This is a genomic window from Brevundimonas sp. SPF441 (assembly GCF_009661015.1).
In the GTDB taxonomy this organism is placed as follows: domain Bacteria; phylum Pseudomonadota; class Alphaproteobacteria; order Caulobacterales; family Caulobacteraceae; genus Brevundimonas; species Brevundimonas vesicularis.
The window spans coordinates 1-19,154 of sequence record NZ_WJWX01000012.1 but is presented as its reverse complement, the minus strand read 5'-3'; the positions used below and the strand labels follow the sequence as shown (position 1 = coordinate 19,154).

The following is a 19,154-nucleotide window of genomic DNA, read 5'->3' as shown; positions in this document are numbered from 1 at the left end:
CCCGCCGCCCTCGGTCAAGGGGCGCGGCTGGGTTATGCTGGTCCCATGTCGATTCGCCCCACCGCATTCGAGTTCTTCGCCGGGGGCGGCCTGGCGGGGTTGGGAGTGTCCGCCGCCGGCATCGACACCGTCTTCGCCAACGACATGGACGGGGCCAAGGCGCGCGCCTTTAAAGCCAATCATCCACATACCCCGTTTCGTCAGGGCGATGTCTGGAGCCTGACCGTCGACGATCTGCCGGGACGGCCGGACATGGCCTGGGCCTCGTCGCCCTGTCAGGACGTCAGTCTGGCGGGCGCGCGCGGCGGGCTGGAGGCCGGGCGGTCGGGCGCCTTCTGGGGCTTTTGGCGGTTGATGCAGGGGCTGACGGCCGAGGGGCGCAGCCCGCGCGTGATCGTGCTGGAGAACGTCATCGGCCTGCTGACTTCCGGGCCCGGGACCGAAGTGGGGCGGGATTTCGCGGCCGTCTGCACGGCGATGGTCGAGGCGGGCTATACGGTCGGCGCGCTGGAGATGGACGCCGCCCACTGGCTCCCCCAGTCGCGGCCGCGCCTTTTCGTGGTGGCCATTCAGGGCGAGGCGCCGCGCGCGGCCGGTCCGACCCAGCCCTTCCATTCACCCCGTCTCATCGCCGCCCACGCGCGCCTGCCCGAGGTGGTGAAGGCGGCCTGGGCTTGGTGGTCGCTGCCTGCGCCGTCGCAGCGCAATCTGGATCTGGCGGCCATTCTGGAGCCGGACGACGCCGTCACTTGGCTGGATGATGCGGACGCCATCCTGGCCCTGGCCGCGCCGCTGCACCGCGCCCGGATCGTGTCGGCCTTGGCGTCGGGTCAGCGTTGCGTCGGCGCCGCCTATCGCCGGGTGCGGACCGAGAACGGCCACAAGGTGCAGCGTCTGGAAATCCGGTTCGATGGCCTGGCCGGATGCCTGAGGACGCCGGCCGGCGGCTCGTCGCGTCAATATGTGGTGGTGTGCGATCGAGGCTTGGCGCGAGTGCGGCGGCTGACCGGGCGCGAGGCCGCGCGGCTGATGGGCGTGTCGGACGACTATCGCCTGCCGTCGAGCGAAAGCGCGGCGCTGAAGCTGATGGGCGACGCGGTCGCCGTGCCGGTGGTCAGGGCGCTGGCCGAAGGGCTGCTGCTGCCGGCGCTGATGGATCGACGCGCCGCCGCCTGACGCCGTCACTGATCGCCAGATAAAAACACCCCCCGGGATATCGCCCGAGGGGTGGGAAACATGCGGTCGTTAGCGCTGGACCCACTGGCCCTGGGCGTTGCGGTACCATTGGCCCGAGGAGATGCGGGGCAGCAGCTGGGCCTCGAACATCCGCGCGCCGGCGACATCGGCCGAGGTGCCGGCGTCGGCGGCGCTGCGGGCGTAGGCGGCGCGGCGGCCGGAGTTGGTTGCGTCGACCGCGGCGCGCAGGCTGGCGTCCGAGGTCGGGGTGCGGAAGCCCAGATAACCGTCGGCCTGCTCACCCACGGTGCCGGCGGCCTTTGCCTGGTCGATCTGCGCCTTCTGGGCGCTGGTCTGGGCGATGGCGGCGCCCGCGACGCCCAGAGCCGCAACGGCGGCGCCGATGACGAAGAGTTTGCGGAAGGTCATGTCAGCCTGTCCCTTTCAGAGAGAAGCGGGAAATCAGAAGAGGTTGGGGTTCTGCTGCAACAGCTGCTGCAGCTCCTGGTCCAGCCGAACGCGCACGTCGGCGTCCAGCTTGGCGTAGATCTGGATCGGCGCGACCTCAAGACGGATGGTCGGGGCGCAGGCCGCGAGGGCGACGACGACGGCTCCGAAACCGAGGCCGGCCAATTGGCGCTTGTGGATCATGACGTGGGCTCCGGTTCGGCCGAGGGTGATGTCTCTAATAGCACGCCGTCCAATGAACGCGCGCTGAATGGTGAAGTTCAATCGGCAGGCGCCGGGACGGGCGCGGGCGTCGCATCCTGCTGACCCTGGCGCGCGCGATTGACGGCCAGCAGATCCGAGATCAGCTGGTTGGCGTTCAGGGTCGTGTCTAGCGTCAGATCGATCTGGGTGTTCGACGGCAACGGCAGTTTGCGGTTCAGGAACTGGCGGCTGATCAGTTCGCCGATCGTCAGGCGAAGCTCCTGGCGTTTGGGAGGATCGTGGCGGCCGCGAATGTGGAACAGGACCGCCAGACGGCCGCCGTCCAGGCTGTTCACATCGGCGCTGAGCTGATCGAAGGACAGATTTTCCATCGCCTGATAGGCCAGGTCCTCGACGACGTTTTCCGACACCTCGCCGCCGCCGCCGCTGGCGGCGACATCGGTCAGGACATCCCGCTTGATCGACAGGCGGCCCGGCTGCACGGCCTCCAGCTTGCCGGCGGTGATCTTGAGCCCGCGCTTGGGGTCCATGATGAAGGGCAGGCGGCCGGAGACGACCGCGTCCAGCTGAACCTTGTCGTCAAAGCCGGTGTCGGCAACGATATCGCCCAGCTGCACCCGGTCCAGCACGATCACGCCGCTGTAGGGCTGGGTGGCGTCCAGCGGGACGGTGAGGGGCTCGACCGAGACCGTCCCGCCGCCGGCGACGACCTGGGCGCCGTCGATCAGCACCCCGGCCTCGTTGATCGAGAAGGTCACATCCAGCGCCGTGACCGCCGTGCCGACGGCCAGGCTGTCGGCCGTCAGCTTCTGGTTCGGGGCGGTGATCAGGGGCGTCAGGCTGCTGAAGACGATGTCGCCGCGCAGGCCCTTCACGGCCCCGACCGGACTGACGAAATCCAGGCCCGGCGTGACCAGATGGCCGCTGGAGGTCGGTTCGGCGTCCTTGGTCCAGTCGAAACGCCCGTCGAAGCTGACGGCGCCCTCGACCGGCGACTGCAGGAAGTCGGCGGCCAAGGGGCTGAGCATCGCCGGCTGAAGCCCATGCTCGGCGAAGGTCACGTTCGGGGCAGTGATGACGATGCCGCCCGATCCGGTGCGGCCATCGTGCGCCAGGGTCAGGCGGCCGAGATCATAGGCGGCCGCCGCGCCCGTGCCCTTCAGATCGAAGGCGCCGCTCCAGCGTTCGTTGGCTAGCGTCGCAGATCCTGTGGCCGAAAGCGGTTCGAACCGTTCCGGCGTCAGGGCGTCGATGACGCGGGCGGCGGCCACATTGGCGGTCAAGCCGATGCCCGCCTTGGTCCCATCGACAGTGACACGGCCCGAGGCGTCGGCGAACCGCATGCCGAGGAATGGCGCCTGGGCCGAGACTTGGGCGAAACCGCCCACGACGCGCCAGACGCCGTCCTTCGACGTCAACAGCGGACCGCCGTGGGGACACAGCTTGCCGGCGACCTGATGGACGTCGTTCTCGTCCAGCTCCAGCCGCTCGACGGTCAGGTCGACGCAGTCCGATGTCGCATAGGTCAGCCGGCCGGCGTTCATAGCCAGGACGCCGCGCGTCCGGGCGTCGATGCCGCGCGCCAGGTCGAAATCCAGTCGGGCGCGACCGTCCAGCATGGCTTCGAACCCGCCCTCGGTCAGGCGCCAGTTCGGGATCGCGACGGACATTTCCGGCAGGCCCTTGCCGCGCGTTGCGGTCACGGTCAGCGCCCCGCCGCCCAGCCGCCCCGGCTCGGCCTGATAGGCGCCGCCCTGACCTTGAGCCACCGTCAGGACGCCGCCGTTGGCGGGCGTCAGGGTCACGGGACGCGACAGGGCGACGGTCGTGCCGGCCGCGCCCGTGGCGAAGCGGATGGCGGGCGCGTTCAGGGCGAAGCGTCCCAGCGCGCGCTTCATCTCGGCCAGCTCGGCGATGTCGTCGCGGCCGACCGCGCCGAACAGGGGCCAGGCCCCGTCCGCGGCGCGAAGCGATCCGTTCGCCGCGATCTGAACCCCGCCGTCGCTGACCACGTCCAGATCCAGGTCGGCGCGGCCGCGCTTCAGCGTCAGGTCGCCGAAACCGAAACGGTCGAAGGTCGCGCTCAAGGGCCCGGTCGCTTCGAAGGCCGCGTCCTTTCCGCCCAAGGCCAGGTCGCGCGACGTCAACGACAATCCGCCGATCGTCGTCTGACCCGTCCGTCCCGAACCGGCGGTCAGGGACAGCGGCCCCTGCATGCGCCAGCGCACGGCGTCGTCGCGCGACATCGTCAGCTTGCCCCGCGTCGCCGTCGCGGCGACATCGGCGATGCGCAGGTCCGCGCCCTCGACGGCCGCCGCCTTCAGCGCGGTCGTGACTTCGCCGTCCAGCCGGAAGGTTTCGATCCAGCCGGAGACGACGCCGTCGAACCGGGCGGCGACATCGGCGCTGCGGGCGCTGAGCGTCGGGGTTCCCAGGCGCTCGCCGGTCAGGCGGGCGTCCAGAACCGCCCGGCCGTCGCCGCGCCGCGTCTTCAGATCCGGATAGGGCAGATCGCCGGTCAGCGTCAGCGCAGCCCCCTGCCCTCGGGCCGCCGGTGTCGCGAAGGTCTCGGCGGCGGCCGACAGCTTGATCGCCATCCGGTCGCCGGTCGTGGTCAGGTCCAGCATGCCGGACAGGCCCTGGGCCTCCGCTTCGCCGCTCTTCAGCGCGGCTTTCGGTAGGCGCGCCGCCAAGCGCATCAGCTTGCCATCGTCGATCCGGGCGTCGGCCAGAATATCGAGGGTTCCGTATTCGGTGGACAGCCGTCCGCGACCGCCCTCGACGATGACCAGGGGGCTGCGCGAATCCGGGCGCGGCGGCCCGCCGGTGAACTCCTTGACCAGCGGGTCCAACGAGCCCAGCGACAGTTTTCCGCCCTTCCAGCTGGCCCGCACCACCGGCCGGACCAGGCGGATGCGGCTGGGGGTCACGCCCAGGCCCGACCGCGACCACGGCAGGGCGACGGCGTAATCGACCTCGGCCCGCTCGACGACGACATCGGGATTTTTGGGATCGCCGATGCGGATGCGGCCGACGAAGCCGTCGATCTCGATCCGCTCGACCTCGACATCGGCCTGGATGCCGCGCTGGTCCAGCCAGCCGACGAGGACGTTGCGCGCCACCGCGCGGCGATTGAGATAGATCAGGGCCGCCACCACGCCGATCAGCAGCGCCAGAATCAGAACGCCGACTGCGACGGCGCGCAGGATGCGACGGGTCTTGGCCTGCGGCTTTGGCTTTGGCTTTGGCTTGGACGGTGTGTCGGTCAAACGGATTGATCGCGTGATTGAAACAGCGGGCCGTCCACCTTGGTCATCCTTATCCCCAGCACAAGATCAAAGCGTGACGGTCGGTGTTCGGCGCCGCTTCCTGCCGGTCAAGCTGGGCCAGATAACGGCGAATCGACCGGTCGGGATCCCCGCACCGTCGAGCTTTGTCTGACGCACGTTAACCGTTTGTAACGGTCTGCTTTCCAAAATGAGACAAGCGAGGTATAGGACCGCCTTCGCGCCACGGGCGATACGGCGCGATCTTCGAGAACGAGTAAAGCTTTGGCGCCTAAGGCGTCGCAATACGACGGGGACCGATGGCTCAGTTCGACCCACGCCGCCAGCCGATGCGGCTCGCGCCGCACATGCTTACGGCGGCAGCTGCAATCTCGGTGGCGATGCTCGCTGGTCGAGCCTATCAACCCGCTCAGGCCGAAGAAGTTCCCGCCCTGACCTCGGCCCAGATGGCGGCCATGGAAGCCAAGGCCTTCGCCGCCGCCAACGCGCCCGCCGGCCTGACCGCGCCCGAGGCCGTCAACGTCCAGATCCGCCGCGGCGAAACCTTCGAGCAGGCCGTGCGTCGCACCGGTGTCGCGCCGGAAGAAGCCAGCGCCGTCGCCGCCACCGTCGCCAACGCCTTCGACCTGGCGGATCTGCGCGCCGGACTGAAGTTCGAAACCGCCATCGCCAAACCGCGCAATGGCCGGGGCGACGCCCGCCTGATCGGCCTGACCATGCGCACCGGCCCGGCGTCGCAACTGACCGTGTCGCGCAGCTTCGACGGCGCGCTTCGCCTGCGCTCGCTGGAAGAAAAAGTCACCCACGAGACGGTCGTCCTGAAGGGCGATGTCGAGCGCAGCCTGTCCGCCAGCGCGCGTGAACTGGGCGCCACCGCCTCCATCGTCCGTTCCGCCAGCCGCCTGTTCGCCACCAAGTTCGACATGCAGCGCGACATTCGCGCCACCGACGAGTTCACCATGGTCTTCGACCGTGAAGTGACCGAGGCCGGCCGCACGGTGGACGTCGGCGACCTGATGTACGCCGAACTGCGCGGCGTGACCTTCTATCGCTTCAAGCCCGCCGGCGCGAAGGAGGCCCAGTTCTTCGATTCGAACGGCAAGAACCTGCGTTCGGCCATGATGCGCACGCCGCTGCAGAACTTCCGCCGCGTGTCCTCGGGCTTTGGTTTCCGCACCCACCCGATCTCGGGCTACAAGAAGATGCACCAGGGCATCGACTTCGCCGCCGGAACCGGCACGCCGGTCGTGGCCCCCGCCGATGGCGTCGTGGTCGAGGCGCGCCGCTGGGGCGGCTATGGCAACTGGCTGCGTATCCGCCACAACAACGGTCTGGAAAGCGGCTACGGCCACCTGTCGCGCTACGGCTCGGGCATCCGCGCCGGCCAGCGGGTCAGCCAGGGTCAAATCGTCGCCTATGTCGGCTCGACCGGCGCCTCGACCGGTCCGCACCTTCACTATGAGCTGTGGCGCGGCGGCCAGCGGATCAATCCCGCCGGCGTGCGCACCCAGGAAGGCACCGAACTGGCCGACGCCGACCTGACCGCCTTCCGCGCCGAAAAGGCCCGCATCGACCGCATCATCGCCTCGGGCGGTCAAAAGCGTCCGGCCATGCAGCAGGCCTCGGCCGAAGGCCTGCGTCCCGCCCGCGGCTAAGGTTCAGCCGACCAGACGCGGGGTCGCGCGCCCCGGTGTCGGGCAGGACAGGCCGTGGACCGTCACATCGGCCTCGCCCAGCTTCAGGCCCAACAGGTCCAGCACGGGATTGAGCGCGCCGTCCAGCACGGGCCCCAGCGGGTCCAGCAGCCGCCCCAGGGCCTTGGTCAGGTCGCCGAGCCCCAAGCCCAGCCCGATCACGTTCACATCCACGTCCAGCCGCGCCAGCAGGCTGGCGACCGCCCCGCTGGCGAAGCTGCGCGAGGCCATGGTCTTGGTGCGCTGATTGTCGATGTCGCTCGCGTCGAACCTTAGCGGCCTGAAACCGATGTCCGCCGCCTCGACATCGGCCTTGCCGGTGATGCTGACGAGGCCCAGGACCGACAGCAGGGTCGCGCGCTGGGGCGTCAGCGGGGTCTTGAAGTCGCCCAGCTTCGCCTCGTCCACCACACCGATCGATGCGCGCGCCAAGCCCGGCCGCACATCGACCTCGACCGCGTGCGCCGGATCGCAGGACAGCGACTTCAGCCGCGCCTCGGACGCCGCCATTTCGATCAGGATCGGCAGTTCGACCCGCGCCAGACCCGACAGGGATTGCGCCGTCTTGGCCCGCACGTAGAGCCGCGCCTGAGCCGTGCGGATGATCGGCTGGCCGTTGGCCGTCACCGTCAGCCAGGGCGAGCGATTGGGCCGTTCGCCGATCGCCAGGCTGGTCTTCAGATCGGCGAGCCCGACCGGCACGCCCAGGTTCAGCGCTATCTGTCGGTCCCCGCCCCCGACCTCCAGCATGGCCATGACCAGATCCATGGCCGAGACCGACGCGTCCAGCCCCTCGCGGATCCCGTCGGGCGATTGCGCCTCCAGCCCGATCAGGTCGCTCAGCCTGACCTTCGTTCCGACCGAGGCCGAGGCCAGCTTGCCCAGCGCCCCGCCGTCCTGGCCGCCCGCCAGCCGCTCCAGCACCCTCAGCGCACGGCCGGCGTCGACCTGGGTCGCCAGAAGCCGGTCATAGTCGCCGACCTGGACGCCCAGATCGGTCGCCAAGGCGTCGGTGAACCCCAGCAAATTGACGTCCAGATCGATCAGACGACGATAGTCCATGACGCTGAGCGACATCTTGGACCCGGTCAGGCCGCCGAGCACCTGATTGGCCACACCGCCGTCCAGCCGCGCCAGACGCGATCCGATCGAGATCATGGCCTTGGGCGTCCCGCCGCCCGTCGTCGCCGTGGCCCGGCGGGTGACCCGCACCTGATCGCGGCCCAGCAACAGCGGCGTGAAGAACATCGGCGCGCGGCTGGTGACCTCGACCCGCGCGGCGTTCGGCTTCATCCCACCCGTCATGAACCGGTCATTGCGCGCCTTGGCCGGGTCGGGCGTATAGACGCCCAGGGCCGTCGCCACCGTAACCGAGACGTCGGGCGCCACATTGGCCTCGACCGTCGCCTGGGCCGCGCGCAAGACCGCAACTTCGCCCTGCGCCAGGTTTCGCACCGCCGACAGCGCTGCGAGATCCGCCGCCCCCTGAACCCGGCGCGTGTGCAGAACCAGAACGCCCAGGTCGATCACCGCCGCCGTGAATAGACACAACAGACCGACCGCGACCGCCGCGATCACCGCCACAGCCCCGCGCCGATCGGCGCCGAACCGTAGCGGCAGACAAGGCGCCCGGACGTTCATCAATAGTCGCCCACATGGATGACCGCCGACCGCCGAATGACAGACGGCGGACGCGGCAGCATTCCGCCCAGCGCCATGATCAGACTGTCGCTTGCGTCATAGACGACGACGACCCGCAGGCGGCCGGCGTCCTCCATCACCTCGATGGTCGTGTGCTTGGGGTTCAGCGCCACGCCCCGCACCGCCTCGCTGACTTCACGCCGCGCCAGACCGTCGCGCTCGACTGGATCCAGCCCCCCGATCGCCGCCCTGGCTCCCTCCGACGCCAGGGCCTGAACCGACTGGGCCATCAAAAACCAGCCGCCATAGACGACGATGCCGATCAGCAGCAGGACCAGAATCGGCCCCACCAGCGCAAACTCCACCGCCGCCACGCCCTCGCGCCCGCGTCGCCTTGCAGCAGGAATGGGTCCGAACGTCCGCATGCCAACCTCACGATTACCATCATGGGTTGTATATCAGGCACGGTTAAGCGTTCGTGTGGCCGGCGCCAATAGCGGGCCGGGAGATTGCCACGAAAATCGGAGCGCCCCTGAAGGTGCATCTCGATCAGCCGCTGCGTCGCGGACCGAACGGCATGTTCACGCAATGGCCCGCCAAACGGAACCTACGTCTCCGCCCCAATCTTGCGCCGGCCTAAAGACCCGCGAAGTCCACAGCCTTGGCGAACAACTCGCCACGACTGCTGACGTCCAACTTGCGATAGGCATGTTTGATGTGAGTGCGCAGTGTTTCGATGGAGATGTCCTGCTTTTGAGCAATACGCCCCGTCTCCATACCCGCCAACATCATCGTCACGATGTGTTTTTCGCAGGGTGTCAGGTGGTGAATCTGAAGCATTGCTTCGTACGAAACACGGTCCGCCATTCGGTGTGCGGCAAACCCTATGCTGTCGTCATCGCCCGGTATCAGTTGTTGACAGCGCAAAAGCCATTGTCGATCCGCATCCGTCGATGTGACCGCATAGATCGCTTGGCCGGGCACAGCGTCTCTTAGAAGGCGCGCCAGCGCCGCAGCCGTCTGAGCACTGTCGGAGACAAGATGGTCGTCAATTAGCCGGAACACGCCGGCGTCCTTCAACATTCGATAGGCGGCTTCGTTGGCCCAACCGATTCGTCCCGATCGCGATAACAACATCCTGGCGCGGGGATCGATGTTGACCCAAGCCGCGATGGCGCGAGACCAAGGCGGTATGAGATCGGCGTCATCGTCGAAGTTCAGGTTCGCCTGTCGTGGATCGCAGTCGCCGATTTCACTCCCGACAGCAAGAAAGCCCGTCACGCCCACAATCATCTCAACCCTCCCTCGTGGCTGGGCCTCGATGCTCGACACGTAAACAGCCATTCCAAGCGTCGAGCGTTCTCAGGCGCAGTTCACCACACCGTCCTATCCACAGACCGGGCCAATTGACATACCCGAGTTAGGGGAGTGACGGCCGTCGAAGCCGATCCAGCTCAATACCGCTCGCCAAGTGGCGTCGAACTTTCACACCAACACGCTGGCGCAGCTTCAAGGTGTGTCCTTGCACCACCAATAATGATGCGCAGATCGACTAAGCAATCATCGATAGTGTCTTTGACGATGCGACGCCGCCTCCAGCGGTGAATAGATGATGACACCACGACATTGTGGAGCCCACCCAGTCTCATTGGGCGGGAAAATATTGAAAAGCTGGAGGATATTATGCGTACCTATATTATTGCAGCGGCGACTGCCGCTGCGGCCTTGCTGGCGATGCCGGCTGTGTCGAGCGCACAGACCAATGTGACCGTCTCGACCACCGTGACCAACTTCTGCGGCATCGGCTTGGCCAATGTTGCAGGCGGAAACGTCGCGGTCGCCAACGGCGTACGTCAGAAGGTCACCACATTGCGGATGTCGTGCAACGCCGCCAGCGGCGCCAAACTGACGTCAAGCGCCGCCAACGGCGACTTTAAGTCGGCGGCAGGCAAGCTGATCAACTACGATTGGGATCTGTCCGTGCCGGAAATCCCGAGCCTGGGCTTTGCGGCCAACGACACCTATCCCGGCGAACCTGCCCAAGTCACCAACTCTGGCGGCTACAGCCAAAAACTGGCTGACGGCGTCTTCGGCGATCTGTTCCTGAACCTCTGCTACAACGTCCCCGGCGGCAGCGGTGTGGGCGGAACGCAGGGCGATCCGAGCAACCCCGGCTCTTCGGGTTGCGCTGCCTCCCCCTCGGGTCCAGGCGCCGCCTCGGCTCCGGCCGGAACCTATACGGAAACCTTCACCTTCTCGCTCGATCCCGCTTGATCGTCGCGAAATGCAGGGGCCGCCCTCGGACGGCCCCTGCTTCTTCGTGAGAAGTCTGACAACACAACGGGGGCAACGATGACACGTCGTGTATTCGCGACACTGATGGCCGCAACGGCTTTAACGACAGTCCTGATGGCAGGCGCGACTGCACCGGCCGAGGCCATGGACGTGTCGCCCATGATCTCGAAGATTACGCCATCCGGCAATGGGTCCAGCTATCGGATGACCGTCAGGAACGACAGCGCCACACCAGCGACGGTCGAAATCGAGACCTATCGCATGCAGGTCGACGATAACGGCGCCCGGTCTCTGGTCGAAGACGACAAAGACATCACGGTGTTTCCTGTCCAGTCCGTCATCCCGGCCAATCGCGAGCAGGTGATCCAAGTCCGCTACACGGGCGACGCTACCGAAGAGGGCCGTATGTATCTGGTCCGCGCAGCTCAATTGCCGATCAATATGCAGACAACGCCGAGCGACGGCGGCGTCGGCACCGACATTCAGGTCGCCTTCACGATCAATACCTATGTGTTCGTGGCCCCGCCCAGAGCGCGCGCCGAAGTGCAGGTCACTGCCGTGTCGCGCGAGCCGAACGGCGACGTCATCCTGACCGCCCATAATTCAGGGACCGGCTTCGCCTATATCCGTGAGTCCAGGATTATCCTGAAGACGGCGGACGGACAGTCGCATGAGGTGCCGGCCGCCGAAGTGGATGTCGGACAGGTCAGCGTGATCGCCGGCGGCGCCACGCGGCAGGTGAAGATACCGGCGGCCCTCGCCGCATCGGCATCCGGCGACCTCACCGCTTCCATCGTGCTGCTGTGAGGGCCGGCGATGGCCCGCGAGTCCCTCAAGGGCGGGCGGTCCGGAGCGCGAACCGCTTTTCGCCGCATCGGGGCCGTCGCCTGCATGGGGGGCGGGTTGGCTACCGTGGCGCATGCCGCTCCCGTCGTGCTGACCGATGAGGTCATGCGCACGGCGCCGCCGGACTATTCCGCCGTCGTAGCCATCGATCGAGACGAAAGCGAACGCCCAGTCACCGAAGCTTCGCCGCCCATTCAGGACCAGTCTCCTTCGGTCAGGCCGTCCTCGGTCTTTACGCCGATCCAGGGGCCGCTAACGCTCGACGGCAAATATCTTGGCGACATCAGCGGCTCGGTCGACGCCCAGGGCCAGGGACTGGTGGATGCGACAGCCCTGCTGGACCTATTGCGGCCTCAGATCGGGTCCGAACTCTTCACCACTCTGTCAGGCCGGATCGCGACACAGACTAAGGTCAATATGGCGGACCTTGTCAGCGACACCTTCTCTCTGACCTTCGATCCCCTGTCTCTGACCTTCGTTGCGACATCCACGCCGGAAAGCCGAGCACGGCGCGATGTCGGCTTCTCCCAGACCCCGGTGATCGACCCTGCCGCCTTCGATCAACCGGCGGACTTTTCGGCCGGCGCGAATATCACCCTGGCCCAACTCTACTCCCACACCGACACTCGTTTTTCGCCGCTGCAGGGCGGCGTCGACTTTTTCGCCAACCTCGGCGGGTTTGACGGCGTCACACTGACCACCGGCGTCGATTACGACGGGAACAACACGCAAGGCCGCTGGCAGCGCCGCGAAATCCGTCTGACCAAGGACATCTTCAAATCCGCTGTACGTTTGACCGCCGGCGAGTTCGCGCCCCCTATCGACAGTTTTCAGGGCTCGCAAAGGTTTTTGGGGCTATCGGCCGCACGCGCGTATTCAACCATTCGACCATTCCAGAACGTGCGTCCCGCAGGGCGCCGCCAGTTCATCCTAGACCGTCCGGCCTTGGTCGTCGTCGAGGTCAACGGCGTGGTGGCGGAACGGATCCGTCTGGACGCCGGCCCCTACTCCATTGGCGACTTTCCCTTCGCGCAAGGCGCCAACACGGTGCGCCTGCTCGTCGAAGACGACAGCGGTCGGCGCGAGATCGCTGTGTTCGACCTGTTCGGCGGCGCCGGGCTGCTGGATCGCGGCGTGTTGGATTTTGGCGTGTCGGCCGGACTGCTGGAAGAAGGCGGAGATCTTCAGTACGGCTCGACGCTGGCCTCGAGCGGCTTTGTTCGCAAGGGCCTGTCCGATGTTCTGACCGTCGGCGTCAACGCTCAGATCGCCGACCGAAAGGGGCAAGCCGGGGCCATAGCGACGTGGGGTTCCAAACTGGGTCTGATCCAGCTGAGCAGCGCCGCCAGCCACAACGGCGACACCGGAAGAAACGGCTACGTCGCCTCTGTCGACTATCTCCTCGAAAGGACTTTGGGCAAGACCGCTGATGCGCGCCTTGTGGCGTCGGCCCAGGCGACCAGCCGCTATTTTCAGAGCGCCTTCGATCCGTCCGCGTTCAACAACGAGAAATGGCGCGCCGCCGCGCGGCTGCTTGTGCGTTTTCGTGACTATTCGATCAGCGGCGGCGTCGCCTTCGTAAAGGGTCGCGAACAAAAGGATCGCACCGATTTCAGCCTGGGCCTGGGCCGCACTTTCCGTCGTTTCGCGGTCAATCTGGCCTGGCAGCGCGGGTCCACCGAAGATGGCCGCGACGAGGACCGCTTCGGACTGACGCTGACGTCGCGCTTCGGCGGGCGCTGGAGCACCACCGCGCGCTACGACACCGACAACGACCTGCGTGAGGTTGGGGTGTCACGCGCATCTTCGGGCCGCCTCAACGACTTGAGCGGCGACTTGCGGCTGTCGCAAGATCGAACCAACCGCGCGATCACGGCGGACCTGCGCTACATCAATAATCGGTTCGACGCCGAACTCGTATCGAACCGGCTGGTTTCGTCCGAGCCCGGCGGGGTCACGCGCCAGGAGTCGTTGTGGCGACTGTCGACGATGATCGGTTACGCCGGCGGCGCCTTTGGCGTCGGACGTTCGGCGCGCGAGGGCTTCGTCATCGCAACGCCCCACCCTACCCTCTCCCGTTCGCGCATCAAGCTGACGGATTCCAGCGGCAATACGGTCGCGCACAGCGGATGGCTGGGTCCGGCTCTGGTCGGGTTGGATCGCGGCTATGGCGTCAATCGCTACGAGATCGAGGCCGATCCGTTGCCGCAGGGCTATGACCTGGGCAGTGGCGTCATCAACATCTTCCCGGGCTACGGCAACGGATACCGCTTCGTGGTGGGTAGCGACGCGTCGCGCACCGCGCGAGGCGTCCTGATGTCCGCTAATGGGCCGGTCGCTCTGGCCGGCGGCGTCATCCAAGCGGCAGGCGCTCCGGCTGATGCCGAGGGCAAGCCATTCTTCACCAACCGCTCCGGGCGTTTCGTCGCCGATGGCCTGGCTCCGGGTCGCTATCGCCTAGTGATCCAGGGCGCAGTGGTAGGAGAATTCGTCATTCCCGAGAAAGTGGAAGGAACAGTCGATGTCGGCGAAATCCGCACGTCTCCGTCGTCGCCGTAGGCGCAAGGCGCAAGGTGACCAAAAGATCCGGGTTCCAACCTGGTCTGAAACGCTGACCGTCATCGTCTCGCTGGTCCTGGCGGCTATTCTGGCCGTGACCGCCTCCAAGGCGAGAGCCTGCGACCTTGCCCTGACCCAGAGCCCCAGCACTGTCGTCGTCAACTACAATCCCTTCGCTGCGGGACCGTCGAGCGGCGCCATCGATCTGGGCCTGAAGAACCAGGCAGACGAGGTCTGCGAGCTGCGGTTGTCCGTCGTGGACGACGGCGGGGCGATTGTGTCCGGCCTGGCGCTTGGGGGGGTGGGGGTGCAGTTCCGCCCGCGAGAGGCGTCGAGGCTTCAGACATCTGACGTCGAGCCTGGCGTCTTCCGCTACACTCTCGCAGGCAAGGCGACAGGTCATGCGCAGCTGGACGCCGCCATCGTCGTGGACGCCGTGCCCGACGCCGGAACCTACGCCACCGACCTGAAGCTGCTGGTCAAGGACGCTGATGGAACGGCTTTGCTTGCCCCAATCCCGGTCCGTATGCAGTTGGTCTCCACGCCCCGAGCACAACTGAACCTGGCTGGAGCCGCCGGCGCCTTTGGTTCGGGTTCCAGTGTGGAGGTGGTCGATTTCGGTGACGCCTCTACCGGCCTGACGCGGCGCATCTTCATCCAGGTCCGCGCCAACGCACCGTCGGTCATCGCGATCACGTCCGAACATCGCGGCCTGATGCAGCGTCAGGGCGACGCGGAGACACCGTCCACCGTCGCCTACGCCGTCGAGCTGGACGGGACATCGGTCGATCTACAGGCGCCGTGGACCAAGGAGGTCGATCCGCCCCGCACCCTCGCCGGCATGTCGCTGCCGATGCTGTTCACCTTGGGCAAAATCAAGGATCAGATGGCCGGTCGCTATCAGGATGTGCTCGCTATCGACATATCGCCCCGCTGACGAGAAATACCCCATCATGGTTAGCCCATAGCGGCGATTACGACCCGGCCGTCAAACTGGTAACAAAGTTAACGCGATGAGCCGGCTGTTTGGAGGAGCCGGCACACACAGATCGTAAGCTTGAGGCTGACAGCCCTATCCGGGTTTGGACAGCCTGCGGAAATGGGTGGCGCAAATGTATGAGCAAAAGATAGCGGCGTCGTCGCGAACAGACGGCCATGCTGGTTCAGCAATCCTGCAAGGAGAGTTTGGGCAGCGCCGGACGCCAATCAGATCGACCGGAAATCCGACACCCCTGCCCCGTGCGGACTGCACCGCCTGGTTCGAACACGACATTCTCGCCCGGTTCGTTCTGGATCCTCAAGGCTGCGTGATCCACGCCAACGCCAATGCCAGAGCCATGATTGCAGCGGGCGTGCTGGGCGCTGGCGGGGCCTTTATCTGCCCCTCCCATCGCAATCGTGGCGAGTTCGACGCCTTGGCCAACCGCCTGCTGGAAGGACGACAATCTCACGGCCGCCTTCTGTTTCGCGCCGGCGATGACGCCTGGTGCCTGCTGGATCTGGCGACGGCGCCCGATGCGATCGACCGCATCTTCGCCACGGCGCGCCCGGCCCACTGCATGGGCGTGGAGGTTATGGAGCCGCTACGCGCCATATTCGGTCTGACCCGGGCTGAACTCCTGGTCCTTTCCCATCTGACCCAAGGCGAGGCCCCGAAGGACATCGGCCGAAAGATGGATATGTCGATCCACACCGTGCGCGCCCACCTGCGCGCCATCTGCATGCGCATGGGCGTCAAAGGCATTACCGGCGCCCTGAGACTGAGTTTTCAACTCATAAACTGACGCTGGTTTCGCAAAGCCATCAAAACCGTCCGCCGCGCTTCCATGTCTTCCATCAAGACAAACGATGGACCAGGCCACATAACTTCGGCGGCGCGGTTCGCGAACCGGTGACGTGCTGGATGCCGATTAGACCATCCCAGCCGAGCGCCGACTTCAAAGAATGGTGCAGAACGACTGTAATCACGCGTCCATGAGCACGCGCGCTGATCATCAAGTCATTGGAAGAAGTGGCGCACCCGGAGCGATTCGAACGCCCGACCCTCAGATTCGTAGTCTGGGAAAATATGCCCGATTTTCTGCACGTTAGAACCATCAATCCTGTAACGAGCGCCAATCGCGTGCTGGCCCCAAGCCTCATGTTATGATCCCCTCAAGCTCTATGCAGCGGTGCCTAGATGGGTGTCGGACAGAACTTTTGTGCTTTCGGATGGTGTCAAAAAACTCACCAGACCTTCAAAAGGCAGTGGTCGCGAGACCCAGTAGCCCTGGATGGTGTCACATCCCAGAGCCGACAAGACATCAAACACTTCCTTGGTCTCGACGCCTTCGGCGACGACGGTCATGCCCAAACCGTGGGCCAGATCGACGGTGGATTTGATGATCAGGCGATCACGCGCGCTGTTGACGACATCAAGGATCAGAGATCGGTCAATCTTCAACTCGTCGGCGTTCAGCATTTTCAGATAGCTGAGCGAAGATAGGCCGGCGCCGTAGTCGTCGATCGAAATCCGCACCCCCGCCGCCCGATAGGCCGCGATCGCCTGGGCCGCGATCTTCGGGTTTTCGATGACGGCAGTCTCAGTGATTTCGAAGATGAGATCGGCGTCGCAGCCCTCGATCAACTGGAGCGCACGCGCCCGGAAGGCCTCATCCACAAGAAGACGTCCCGAAACATTCAGAGCGATCGCCAGATGAACGCCTTGGGCCCTCAACGCGGCCTGATCTTCGATCGCTTTGACGATGCTCCATTCGGTCAGCGCCCTGATCTGTCCCGTCTGTTCGGCGATCGGAATGAACAGGTCCGGCCCGATCCGACCGCGAACGGGATGATGCCAGCGGCAGAGCGCCTCGACAGAAGCCGTTGAGCCATCCGAGGTCTTGCGCTTGGGCTGATAGTGCAGACTGACATCGCTCGTGCGCAGGGCGTCGCGAAGTTCCGACATCAGGGCGAGGTTGTTGTCAGGATCGACAAAGGTCGCCTCGTCATAAAGCACCGTACGGTCGTCCGAGAGATCGGCCTGGTTAAGCGCCGTCGTCGCACGTTCGATCAGGGCGTCGCCGCTCGCCGACTGCCTATCCTGCGAGGCGCTGCCGATGCGGACGAACAAATCCAGCGGCTGGCCGTCGACTGTAAAGGTCGTTTCCACGGCGCGAAGCGATCTGGCCAGGGCGTGTTGCTGATCGACGGACAGATCGGCCCGCGAGAAGGCGAGCACCGAGGACGCGATTTGCGCCACCAGGTCCACGTCGGCCAAATCGGCCAAGCGGTCCGCAAGCTGAACCATCAAGGTGTTGGCGACGTCATAACCGACGACCCCGCGCATTTCCGCATGGCGATCCACGCCGATCGCAAACACGGCGACGTTGGTTTCGGCTGTGGCGATCAGGTCGTCGATGCCCGCCAGCAGGGCTCGGCGATTGGGAAGCCCTGTTTCCGGCTGATGCATCGCCAGATGAAGCAGGCCGGCCTCTCGCGCCTGCACGATCGCCTTGGCTTGCCTCGTCAACTCCACGCGGGTCGCCCAGATCGCCATCAGTGTCTGCGTGAAAAGAAGCGCGGCGATGTCGATGCTAACCGGCAACAAGGCCTGAAGCACGACCGGCGCGATCACGATCAAGGCCGTGACGGCGACATGGCGCACGACTAACCGCCACAGAGCAGCGCCCCCGCTTCTGACGGGCTGCAGCGCCGCGACGAGTCCGGCGCAGAGGATCAGAAGAGCCAGCGGGCTGAGGCTGATCAAGGCCCGTCCGCCAGCGATACTTTCGTAGGCGAGGGCGTGGATGATGACGCCGGGCAACAGCCCGACGGGCGTGGCGAACTCGTCGCCGAGTTCCAGGGCCGTCGCCCCCATCAGGACCTTCTTGCCGCGCACGAGCGAGGGGTCGAAGCGGCCGCTATAGACGTTCTCGAAACTGAGGTGGGGGATCGATTTCTGCTCGATCCCGAAATCGACGGTGAAAGCGCCCTGACGCACCGAGGCATCGGCCAGCAGGGCCGCGACCGATGGCGGCGCGTCTTCTGAGGCGCCGTAATCGTAATGGCGCACCCGTCCGTCCCCATCCACCGGCACATTGACCGACGCGAGCAACGACTCGTTCAGAAGCGGCCCGATCGGGCGGTTGCCCGATCTGCGTCTCTCGCCGGCGCCATACGACTCCATCTGCTCAAAGGTCGCCAACGCCACCTGACCAGGATGGCGCGATACCGCCGCCGCCAGCGCCTGATCGGACGCGGGGTTGGACGGCGCGCTGAAATCGACATCGACGGCGACCAGGGTCGCGCCGGCCGCAATCAGATTGTCGATCGCTTGGGCATATCGTCGCCGGTCCCATGGCCAGGCTTCTGCGGCGACCAGGCTTCGGGAATCGATCTCGACGATCGTCAGGCTCTGGCTGGCAGGTCGCTCCAGAACCGAGAACCGCGCAGAGGCGATGACGTCGTCTAGGGGCCGGAAGGCGTTCGCGAGCATGCCAACGCCAGCGAACGCCAGGATCAGCACGGACCAAACGACGACAGGAAGTCGACGTCGACCGAGTCCATCAGCAGCGGTGCGCATGGTCACCGCTTCGGAGGCCGAGGACCGCCCTTGCCGGGATCATCCCCACCCGGATTACCGTTGCCGGGGTTGCCGTTGCCCGGGTTGCCCGAGCCCGGATTGCCGTTGCCGGGGTTGCCGTTGCCAGGGTTACCGTTGCCCGGATTGCCCGAGCCGGGGTTGCCGGCGCCGGGGTTGCCCGAGCCGGGATTGCCGTTGCCAGGGTTGCCGTTGCCGGGGTTACCCGAGCCGGGGTTACCATTGCCCGGATTGCCGTTGCCAGGGTTGCCCGAGCCGGGGTTGCCGTTGCCGGGGTTACCGTTGCCCGGGTCGCCCGACCCCGGGTTACCATTGCCCGGATTGCCCGAGCCGGGGTTGCCGTTGCCAGGGTTGCCGTTGCCGGGGTTACCCGAGCCGGGGTTACCATTGCCCGGATTGCCC

General features: G+C 66.0%; 15 protein-coding genes and 1 tRNA gene. 7 read left to right on the top strand and 9 right to left on the bottom strand.

What is annotated here, in order from left to right; all coding sequences use genetic code 11:
• Positions 1-45: 45 nt before the first annotated feature.
• Positions 46-1,176: a DNA cytosine methyltransferase gene (locus GGC30_RS08685; RefSeq protein ID WP_153923497.1), complete on the top strand. Its 1,131-nt coding sequence runs from the start codon at positions 46-48 to the stop codon at positions 1,174-1,176.
• A gap of 69 nt (positions 1,177-1,245) precedes the next feature.
• Here GGC30_RS08685 and GGC30_RS08680 read toward each other — a convergent pair whose 3' ends face one another.
• The 3 genes from GGC30_RS08680 to GGC30_RS08670 form a co-directional block, all read right to left on the bottom strand.
• Positions 1,246-1,605, bottom strand: a complete 360-nt coding sequence (locus GGC30_RS08680) for a DUF1318 domain-containing protein (protein ID WP_055754619.1) — start codon at positions 1,603-1,605, stop codon at positions 1,246-1,248.
• A 33-nt stretch (positions 1,606-1,638) separates the two neighbouring features.
• Positions 1,639-1,827, bottom strand: coding sequence for a YnbE family lipoprotein (locus tag GGC30_RS08675; protein WP_055754620.1), 189 nt, complete (start codon positions 1,825-1,827; stop codon positions 1,639-1,641).
• A 77-nt stretch (positions 1,828-1,904) separates the two neighbouring features.
• Complete coding sequence (locus GGC30_RS08670) at positions 1,905-5,117, bottom strand: YdbH domain-containing protein (protein WP_153923496.1); 3,213 nt, start codon at positions 5,115-5,117, stop codon at positions 1,905-1,907.
• A 317-nt stretch (positions 5,118-5,434) separates the two neighbouring features.
• On the opposite strand from GGC30_RS08670, the gene GGC30_RS08665 reads away from it, so the two are divergent.
• Positions 5,435-6,790, top strand: coding sequence for a M23 family metallopeptidase (locus GGC30_RS08665; RefSeq protein WP_194943565.1), 1,356 nt, complete (start codon positions 5,435-5,437; stop codon positions 6,788-6,790).
• 3 nt (positions 6,791-6,793) lie between these two features.
• Here GGC30_RS08665 and GGC30_RS08660 read toward each other — a convergent pair whose 3' ends face one another.
• The 3 genes from GGC30_RS08660 to GGC30_RS08650 all read right to left on the bottom strand — a co-directional run bounded on the left by GGC30_RS08660 (position 6,794) and on the right by GGC30_RS08650 (position 9,814).
• Positions 6,794-8,470 carry a TadG family pilus assembly protein gene (locus tag GGC30_RS08660; protein ID WP_153923495.1) on the bottom strand — a complete coding sequence of 559 codons (1,677 nt, stop codon included), beginning with the start codon at positions 8,468-8,470 and terminating at the stop codon, positions 6,794-6,796.
• Positions 8,470-8,895, bottom strand: a complete 426-nt coding sequence (locus GGC30_RS08655) for a TadE/TadG family type IV pilus assembly protein (RefSeq protein WP_153923494.1) — start codon at positions 8,893-8,895, stop codon at positions 8,470-8,472. Before GGC30_RS08655 ends, GGC30_RS08660 begins: the two co-directional genes overlap by 1 nt.
• 211 nt (positions 8,896-9,106) lie before the next feature.
• Complete coding sequence (locus GGC30_RS08650; protein WP_066625181.1) at positions 9,107-9,814, bottom strand: response regulator transcription factor; 708 nt, start codon at positions 9,812-9,814, stop codon at positions 9,107-9,109.
• A gap of 339 nt (positions 9,815-10,153) precedes the next feature.
• On the opposite strand from GGC30_RS08650, the gene GGC30_RS08645 reads away from it, so the two are divergent.
• The 5 genes from GGC30_RS08645 (at position 10,154) to GGC30_RS16775 (ending at position 15,954) form a co-directional block, all read left to right on the top strand.
• Positions 10,154-10,744 carry a hypothetical protein gene (locus GGC30_RS08645; RefSeq protein ID WP_055807932.1) on the top strand — a complete coding sequence of 197 codons (591 nt, stop codon included), beginning with the start codon at positions 10,154-10,156 and terminating at the stop codon, positions 10,742-10,744.
• Between the two features lie 78 nt (positions 10,745-10,822).
• The gene (locus GGC30_RS08640) at positions 10,823-11,572 is read left to right on the top strand and encodes a fimbria/pilus periplasmic chaperone (RefSeq protein ID WP_153923493.1); all 750 of its coding nucleotides are present in this window, start codon (positions 10,823-10,825) and stop codon (positions 11,570-11,572) included.
• Positions 11,573-11,677: 105 nt separating this feature from the next.
• Positions 11,678-14,170: a fimbria/pilus outer membrane usher protein gene (locus GGC30_RS08635; RefSeq protein ID WP_194943564.1), complete on the top strand. Its 2,493-nt coding sequence runs from the start codon at positions 11,678-11,680 to the stop codon at positions 14,168-14,170.
• Positions 14,133-15,107, top strand: coding sequence for a hypothetical protein (locus GGC30_RS08630; RefSeq protein WP_153923491.1), 975 nt, complete (start codon positions 14,133-14,135; stop codon positions 15,105-15,107). Before GGC30_RS08635 ends, GGC30_RS08630 begins: the two co-directional genes overlap by 38 nt.
• Before the next feature lie 370 nt (positions 15,108-15,477).
• Complete coding sequence (locus tag GGC30_RS16775; RefSeq protein WP_307508410.1) at positions 15,478-15,954, top strand: LuxR C-terminal-related transcriptional regulator; 477 nt, start codon at positions 15,478-15,480, stop codon at positions 15,952-15,954.
• A 228-nt stretch (positions 15,955-16,182) separates the two neighbouring features.
• Here GGC30_RS16775 and GGC30_RS08620 read toward each other — a convergent pair.
• From GGC30_RS08620 to GGC30_RS16275, 3 genes are all read right to left on the bottom strand, one after another.
• Positions 16,183-16,254 (bottom strand) — tRNA-Arg (locus tag GGC30_RS08620).
• 77 nt (positions 16,255-16,331) lie between these two features.
• Positions 16,332-18,734, bottom strand: a complete 2,403-nt coding sequence (locus tag GGC30_RS08615; protein WP_153923490.1) for an EAL domain-containing protein — start codon at positions 18,732-18,734, stop codon at positions 16,332-16,334.
• Between the two features lie 2 nt (positions 18,735-18,736).
• Positions 18,737-19,154, bottom strand: a 418-nt coding sequence (locus GGC30_RS16275) for a hypothetical protein (RefSeq protein ID WP_194943562.1), incomplete at its 5' end; no start/stop codon positions are given.

Coding starts and splice junctions, on each gene's coding strand:
- GGC30_RS08650 (WP_066625181.1), bottom strand. CDS start 9,814: ATGGCTGTTTACGTGTCGAGCATCGAGGCCCAGCCACGAGGGAGGGTT.
- GGC30_RS08680 (WP_055754619.1), bottom strand. CDS start 1,605: ATGACCTTCCGCAAACTCTTCGTCATCGGCGCCGCCGTTGCGGCTCTG.
- GGC30_RS08655 (WP_153923494.1), bottom strand. CDS start 8,895: ATGCGGACGTTCGGACCCATTCCTGCTGCAAGGCGACGCGGGCGCGAG.
- GGC30_RS08660 (WP_153923495.1), bottom strand. CDS start 8,470: ATGAACGTCCGGGCGCCTTGTCTGCCGCTACGGTTCGGCGCCGATCGG.
- GGC30_RS08640 (WP_153923493.1), top strand. CDS start 10,823: ATGACACGTCGTGTATTCGCGACACTGATGGCCGCAACGGCTTTAACG.
- GGC30_RS08665 (WP_194943565.1), top strand. CDS start 5,435: ATGGCTCAGTTCGACCCACGCCGCCAGCCGATGCGGCTCGCGCCGCAC.
- GGC30_RS08685 (WP_153923497.1), top strand. CDS start 46: ATGTCGATTCGCCCCACCGCATTCGAGTTCTTCGCCGGGGGCGGCCTG.
- GGC30_RS08645 (WP_055807932.1), top strand. CDS start 10,154: ATGCGTACCTATATTATTGCAGCGGCGACTGCCGCTGCGGCCTTGCTG.
- GGC30_RS08630 (WP_153923491.1), top strand. CDS start 14,133: ATGTCGGCGAAATCCGCACGTCTCCGTCGTCGCCGTAGGCGCAAGGCG.
- GGC30_RS08615 (WP_153923490.1), bottom strand. CDS start 18,734: ATGCGCACCGCTGCTGATGGACTCGGTCGACGTCGACTTCCTGTCGTC.
- GGC30_RS08675 (WP_055754620.1), bottom strand. CDS start 1,827: ATGATCCACAAGCGCCAATTGGCCGGCCTCGGTTTCGGAGCCGTCGTC.